Origin of the sequence: Porphyromonas sp. (assembly GCF_030529325.1) — a bacterium.
Taxonomy (GTDB): domain Bacteria; phylum Bacteroidota; class Bacteroidia; order Bacteroidales; family Porphyromonadaceae; genus Porphyromonas_A.
The window spans coordinates 1-4954 of record NZ_JAUMXC010000077.1; the positions used below are offsets into that span (position 1 = coordinate 1).

Genomic DNA, 4954 nt, shown 5'->3' on the forward strand with positions numbered 1-4954 from the left:
CATGCCCCAGGGGAAAAAGGGAGAACTAACCTTACACACTTTTTCGGACACTACCTCAAAAGGGAGAAAAGCTGGTTCGTGCGGGTCTTTATTCATAACTATCTTATTCATAACTGGAGCCTCTATTGGTTTCAAGAGCGGACAAGATAAAGCGGTGGCACAAAGACAAGAGTAAGCTTATTGGCGTGTGTCACGGCTTGAATATCTTAGCTCTTGAAACGATAGAAGCTCCATGGGTTAATGATTAGCTCTGCACGCTATGCGTCCACCGTTGGGAGTTTATTCTCTTCAATGAGTAGAGCGATTGTACCAGTCAGGTCGGTGTACAGTAACTCATACTCAGGTGTGCCGTCAAACTCATCATTTATGTCGTACTTTTGCAATACCTCCTTGATTGCCTGGCTACCAAGTAGGACCGTTGCCAATCTTTCAGGTAGAGGATCAGGTAGTTCAGTCTCAAACTCATTCTCCAAGACTGTCCGAATTGTATCATTTGCTGAGAAATGAAGTCCTCGAAACATAGTCTCTGAAGCTAGTTCTTCCGCTTGCAAGTGGTCGTGTCCTTGCTCAATTGCTTCAAGATAGACCGTGAGTGCCTCTTCTGCTCGAGCATTCGTGAAAGCCTTATCCTGTAACTTCCCAGGATGATAATCATTCAAATACTCCTCCAGCTTCAAGAGAAAGTACGATAGTTGTCTCTTCTGTCTCATAATTCATTCTTCTTTATCAGTAGTTACATATCCTATTGCCTTACGAGGCTTAGACTTCTGTTCAAAGAGCTGAGTCAGCACCTTGTAAAGCTCGCTAAAGTGAGAGTTTGTGGATAGCTCCAGCTCATCAATTCTTCGTTTTAGTTCTTCATAACCTATCGCCATTTGTCTCAATGCCACAAATGCTCTAATGATGGCTATATTCATATCAATCGCTCTTTGACTACGCAATACAGATGATAGCATTGCTACGCCATGCTCCGTGAAAACCATCGGCAAAACAGGGCTGTGTTTTAGAGCTTCTGGGAACCGGTCACAATTTGTGACCAGTTGAGAAAACTCATATTCTGAGAGTACAAACATAAAGTCCTCTGGAAATCTCTCAATATTTCGTTTAACCGCTTGCTTTAACACCTTGGTTTGTACTTCGTAAAGCTCTGCTAGGTGATAATCAAGCATTACCCTCTGTCCTCTCACATCAAAGATTTTACTTTGAATTACATCAATCTCTACATTCGTATTCATCTTGTTGCAGCCTCTAAAGGTGGTACATTGTTCAATGAAAAGTCGCCAATCTTATCCGCAAGTTCCATCATATCCTTCTCAATCTTCTTATTTGTAATGCGTGCATAAATCTGTGTTGTCTTAATGTTTGTGTGTCCTAGAATTTTGGAAACGGACTCTACAGGGACTCCTTTGCTCAGGCAAAGAGTAGCAAAAGTATGACGGCCGACATGAAAGGTTAGGTTCTTCTTTATGCCACAAATGTCAGCAATCTCTTTGAGATATGAATTCATCTTTTGATTGCTGAGAATAGGGAAGAGTTTACCTTTTCTCTTAGTTTGTCCCTCATACTTTTGGATGATGCTTTTAGGTATATCCAAAAGAAGCACATTAGATGTGGTCGAAGTCTTCTGCCGTTTGGTCATAATCCAATCATTGCCATCAAGAGATACAATATGTTCGGGAGTAAGGTTAAAAACATCAATGTAAGCAAGACCTGTAAAACAAGAAAAAAGGAATATATCCCTTACAAGCTCCAGCCTTGGAAGACTTGACAGATCTTTGTCTGTAATTTTTATTACTTCTTCCTCAGTAAGAAAGCCCCGATCAACAGGTTTGTAATGAAAGCGAATGTCCATAAATGGATCGTGTTGAATAATCCCACGCTTCTGAGCATATATGACCATTGTCTTTATGCCCTTTAGTTTTTTCTGAGCAGTATTATGAGAGATGTTTTTCTCTGTGACTAAGAATAATTCAAAGTCTTTCAGTACGACAGAATTAAACTCAAGTAATCCTAAGTCTTTTCTCTTATACTTGGTCTCTAGAAACTCTACAAAGTCGCGTCTAATGACAGTGTACTTTTGGAAACTTCCTTTTCTCAAGCTTACACCGACCTTCTCCTTAATACTCTCAATGTATTTGTCAAAGACAGGGAGAATAGTAGAGAACTCTTTTTCTTCTCCTAGGAACAACATTTTGAATGACTCTGCAGTGAGATAGTCTTCAAACTCATGTTTTCTAAATAGTTCATACAATGAGGCTGTAAGGGCATCAAGGGAAGCATTTAATGCTATAGCATCTGCCGTTCTACCTTTAGCTCTGCTTGTGGAATTACTCCAAAGGGCTTTCTTTACAGATAGCTGGCTAGAGCCAAGATTAACCATTTCACCATCTAAGATGATACGGACCATGATTGGATTTTTTCCTTCTTTGTTCTCATAATTTGAGCGTAGGTAGTAGGACACCTTGAATTGCTTCTTCATACTCTAAAATCTTTTTAGTGGCATCATTTTATATTGCTACACTTTTTTCAAATGTTTGTACACAAAATACTGCCACAAAGTTCACAATAAAGTTTCTGAATATGAGCATATTACGGTATTCAATATGGTGGTCATTTGGTAGTCATTGCTACAATTTTTCAGCCAATTAAAAGTTGTAGCAATTTCTGTAGCAGAAAAGTGGTCTATTGCTAACTACCAAATATCTGTTTTGGTATTCAGCGGTAGTCACTGAAACAAGAAAAATCGCTGTAAAGCAGGGCTCTACAACGATTTTTCCTCTGTTTTGAATACTCGTCTGACTACTCAGATGAAACTCAAAAATGCCACAAAGTGGAGATGGAGGGGTTCGAACCCTCGTCCAAACACGGAACTAATCAGCTTTCTACACGTTTAGCTTTGCATCAATTGTCGGCGATAGAGGTATGGCCAAAGCAACCGGCTCTATGCTTATCCTCTGAAATGTCGCCGCAGGATAGAGGCACTCCCTTGGCCATCCCCGATATAACGGCACCACCGATTCGGACCACTTCGGGAACAGAGTATCCGGGTGATGTCTCGTCGCTCAGTGTGTCGAGCGATGAAGCGTCAACTTACTATTCTTCGGTTACGCAGCGAGAGCAAAATTGTTTTCGCCATTTAAAAGGTCTGAAGTCTGAGATTAAAGTGCCAGGCTACAATGCACTACGTGCTTACGGACCACTTCGACATGCTGTCAAATCCAGTCATCCCCGCAGTCTTTCTGTGTCGCAAAGTTACGTATTATTATTTACCTGACAATATACTTCACGATACACAGAGCTCCTTTATACCGGTCTCCCGACACCACACAACCCTACCTTTATCTTCCTTATTCGCCTCAAATAGAGACCTATCGCCAGGTATATCAGCAATGGCAACGCACCAAAAGTTGGAGAAACGAGCAAGGTCTTATCCGGAGAAATTACCGCGAAGCCTTCCGAAACAATAGGGTTGAGAGCATCCTCCATCGTGTGCATCAAGATGACCAACCAAAGAGAGCGTGAGAGGAAAAAGACTTCTGTGTACATTATTGTCCAAATCCCCACAACAAGGAAAGAGTACACAAAAAGCCACACATCACCATAAGGGAAAAATTTTGAGACATAGTCATCCTCCAAAAAGATCAAATAATATGGAGCATGCCAAGTCTGCCAGACCAATCCGACTACCAAATAGATCAACCACTCATTCTTGGTAAGTTGCTCCAACTTCACCGTCAGATAACCTCGCCAGACAGATTCTTCAAAAAAGTTCTTGATAAACTCAGGCAGAAACGCAGCTGCCAATATGGGCAAATACGCCGCAAAGCTGAACTTGCTGACATCCACCCATCCCTGCATCTCTCCGACAAAGAGCGTCACCCCGATGACTACAGGATAAACCAAAAGAGCAAATAAGTACCAAGCTATATTTTGCTTTAAGTTGGGGCGCAGAGGAAAGTCCTTCCAACCATCTCCTCCGAAAAAGCGAAGCAAAATAGTACATAAGAGCGGGGTGACAATGAAAATCAATGCACCAAGGCTTTCCATACCCGACGGTTGGCCAAGCAACCGATCCAACCCGATACCGATCCAACCGCAAATGACTGTTACAAAAGCAAATATCGAGATATTCCTGGAAGTTATTCTATTGGTATTCTTCTTGTTTTGCACCACGTTTATCCTAAAATCTGCATTATCTTCTCCTCGTCATAAACGAGCATACCCGTTGCTATGAGTGAGGCTATCCCATGAGCCAGCATCCAAGCTTTGGAGATGGTATTTTTCACATCATCGTCAGACATGTTTCGGCATTCTTCAGAACTTTTCATGATCTCAACTATCTCCTGATTTTCAGGGAAAATATCCGTCATCCTGATATTCATGACATTATCTATATAGACCGCCTTGAAAAGAGCTGACTCGGCATGAGCCATGTACACATAACCCAGCCCCAGATTCAGAAATGGATTACCTGTCTTTGTATATCCGCACATTATGTCCTTCAGACGCTTTAGGGCTTTATGGCACACCTCATCCTTCAGGTCATTCATGTTTTTATAGGTCCAGTAAATCGGCTGTGTAGAACAACCTATCTTTTGGGCGATGTACCGCGCGGTAAGCATCGAAAAGCCCTCTTCTCTGACTATCTTGAAAGCAGCCTCGAGGATCATATCTTTCGTTATTGTCGTTGGTTTCGGCATATTTACATTTTATTATAACAAAACAAATATAACGACAGTTATACACTTGCAAATGTAATGCTTTTGTCTGAAATAGAAAATAAGAAGTAGAACACTCAAAAACAAGTTGTCTAACTTCATGCAAAAGGTTGTCTAACTTGCTTCATCAAGTTTACGTACAACTATTCGAGAAAAGAGCATTGGGAAGAGAATGGAGGGTAAGTGATTGAGAGTGAGAGGGATTTTCAGAGTATTGGGGTGGTTTGCATTGGGGT

General features: G+C 41.3%; 5 protein-coding genes and 1 other RNA gene. All 6 read right to left on the minus strand.

The genetic code is table 11. The features are described from left to right. Window positions 1-257 precede the first annotated feature (257 nt). The 6 genes from Q4A14_RS08660 to Q4A14_RS08685 all read right to left on the minus strand — a co-directional run bounded on the left by Q4A14_RS08660 (window position 258) and on the right by Q4A14_RS08685 (window position 4700). Entirely contained in the window at window positions 258-710 is a 453-nt protein-coding gene (locus tag Q4A14_RS08660) for a DUF1896 family protein (protein WP_303171456.1), read from the minus strand. A gap of 3 nt (window positions 711-713) precedes the next feature. Beyond that, window positions 714-1235 (minus strand): ORF6N domain-containing protein, encoded by a 522-nt coding sequence (locus Q4A14_RS08665; RefSeq protein ID WP_303171458.1) that lies wholly within the window; start codon window positions 1233-1235, stop codon window positions 714-716. Next, window positions 1232-2479, minus strand: coding sequence for a site-specific integrase (locus Q4A14_RS08670; RefSeq protein WP_303171459.1), 1248 nt, complete (start codon window positions 2477-2479; stop codon window positions 1232-1234). Before Q4A14_RS08670 ends, Q4A14_RS08665 begins: the two co-directional genes overlap by 4 nt. A 349-nt stretch (window positions 2480-2828) precedes the next feature. Further along, window positions 2829-3230: a transfer-messenger RNA gene (gene ssrA, locus Q4A14_RS08675) on the minus strand. Between the two features lie 73 nt (window positions 3231-3303). Next, window positions 3304-4170, minus strand: a complete 867-nt coding sequence (locus Q4A14_RS08680; RefSeq protein ID WP_303171460.1) for a CPBP family intramembrane glutamic endopeptidase — start codon at window positions 4168-4170, stop codon at window positions 3304-3306. Between the two features lie 5 nt (window positions 4171-4175). Then, window positions 4176-4700, minus strand: a complete 525-nt coding sequence (locus tag Q4A14_RS08685) for a TetR/AcrR family transcriptional regulator (protein WP_303171461.1) — start codon at window positions 4698-4700, stop codon at window positions 4176-4178. Window positions 4701-4954: the final 254 nt, after the last annotated feature.